Here is a 2,092-nt window from a genome sequence, read left to right as displayed (position 1 = left end):
TAGCCAGGGTGGAAGGTGTAGACCGCAAATCTTTTTTTGCGGTGGCCGAAAGCCCCAATGGAGTGGATAACTTCAAGTTTTGGGATTATCCGGTTAGTATGCCGGAGACGGAGGAGCCGGATACGAATGTGTATGACATGCGCCTGACCCTTCATGAAGACGGGTGGATATACGGGATCTTCTGTTCGGAGCGGAAGGACCCGAAGGCCCCTGCCGGAGATTTGTCCTCAGCAGTAGCAGCAGCAGCCATAGCCCGTACCCACGATTTGAAAACGTGGGAGCGCCTGCCTGACCTGAAGTCAAAAAGCCAGCAGCGGAATGTTGTTTTGCACCCTGAATTTGTAAACGGGAAGTATGCCTTATATACCCGTCCTCAGGACGATTTTATAGATGCAGGTTCTGGCGGAGGCATTGGCTGGGCTTTGGTCGATGACATCACCCATGCAGAAGTGAAGGAAGAGAAGATCATCAATTTCAGGCATTATCATACGATAAAGGAGCAGAAAAACGGAGAAGGTCCGCATCCGGTAAAAACATCAAAGGGGTGGCTGCACCTGGCCCACGGGGTGAGGGGTTGTGCCTCCGGCTTGCGGTATGTGCTATACATGTACATGACTGATCTGGAAGATCCTACCAGGGTAATCGCCGAACCAGCCGGATATTTCATGGCCCCACAGGGTGAAGAGCGGATAGGCGATGTATCCAATGTTCTATTTACCAATGGCTGGATAGCCGATGATGACGGGAAAGTATACATTTATTATGCCTCGTCGGATACCCGCATGCATGTAGCCGTATCAACAGTTGATAAGCTGACGGATTATTGCCTGCACACACAGCCGGATGGCTTCCGTTCGGCCGCCTCGGTTGAAACCTTGAAAGGGTTGATTTCCAAAAACCTGGAATATTTAAAGAGTCAGAAATAAAATCAACAGGCAGGGAGTGAAATTTTAATGTTTTGCTATTAAGTGAATAATGATTGTGAAACAGGATATTACATAACGGAATGATAACAGAGAAATTAAAAATAAGGGAAAAAGTAGGTTATGGTTTTGGAGACATGGCCTCGTCCATGTTTTGGAAACTGTTCAGCATGTACCTGCTGATTTTTTACACCGATGTATTTGGTTTGCCGGCAGCAGTAGTGGGGACGATGTTTCTGGTAACCCGGAGTTGGGATTCCTTTTTTGACCCGGTGGTAGGAGCCATAGCCGACCGGACGGAGACGAAATGGGGGAAGTTCCGGCCCTATCTGCTTTTTGTAGCCGTTCCTTTCGGCATAATCGGGGTGCTGATGTTTACCACCCCTTCTTTTGGCCTGACTGGGAAAATTATTTATGCCTATATCACCTATTCCCTGATGATGATGGTTTATTCGCTGATCAATGTGCCTTATGCCTCGCTGCTTGGAGTGATGTCGCCCAGGGCGAATGACCGCAATTCACTTTCATCCTTCAGGATGCTGTTTGCCTTTATTGGAAGCCTGATAGCTTTGGCCGCCATAGAGCCGCTGGTGGAATTTTTCAGTAAGTTGGGCGGTGGGCCTGTGAATGTTCAAAGAGGCTGGGAACTGGCCGTAATTGTAATAGCCATCGTAACGATCTTCTTATTTTTAGGTTGCTTTTCCTTGACGCGGGAGCGGGTAAAAGCAATCCAGGAAGAGAAAACGCCTTTAAAGGAAGATATAAAAGATCTGATCCATAACCGGCCCTGGTGGATACTCCTGGGTGCCGGCATAGCAGCCTTAATCTTTAATTCAATCCGTGACGGGGCAGCCGTTTATTATTTTAAATATTTTATCCAGGAGAAAGACGGGATACGAATCGGCCCGCTGAGCGTCTCGATGACGCTGACATCCCTTTATTTAACCCTTGGACAGGCCTCAAATATAATTGGAGTAGTGATGGCAACGCCGGTAGCCAACAGGATAGGGAAAAAATATACTTATTTGGGGGCAATGGTCATTGCCACGGTGCTCAGCATCATATTTTACTGGTTTGACAAAAGGAGCCTGGTGATGATTTATGTATTCCAGTTTCTGATCAGCATCTGCGCCGGTAGCATTTTCCCGCTGCTATGGTCGATGTATGCC

General features: G+C 47.8%; 2 protein-coding genes. Both read left to right on the top strand.

All coding sequences use genetic code 11. The annotated features are described in order from the left end of the window. Positions 1 to 926: glycosidase (locus Q8907_16625; GenBank protein ID MDP4275894.1), on the top strand; the 926-nt coding region annotated here is incomplete at its 5' end. 80 nt (positions 927 to 1,006) lie between these two features. Then, on the top strand, positions 1,007 to 2,092 hold a 1,086-nt coding region (locus tag Q8907_16620; GenBank protein MDP4275893.1), incomplete at its 3' end, for a glycoside-pentoside-hexuronide (GPH):cation symporter.

The organism is Bacteroidota bacterium (genome assembly GCA_030706565.1).
In the GTDB taxonomy this organism is placed as follows: Bacteria; Bacteroidota; Bacteroidia; order Bacteroidales; family JAUZOH01; genus JAUZOH01.
The sequence above is the reverse complement of the archived record's forward strand: the minus strand, read 5'-3'. Positions and strand labels throughout refer to the sequence as shown.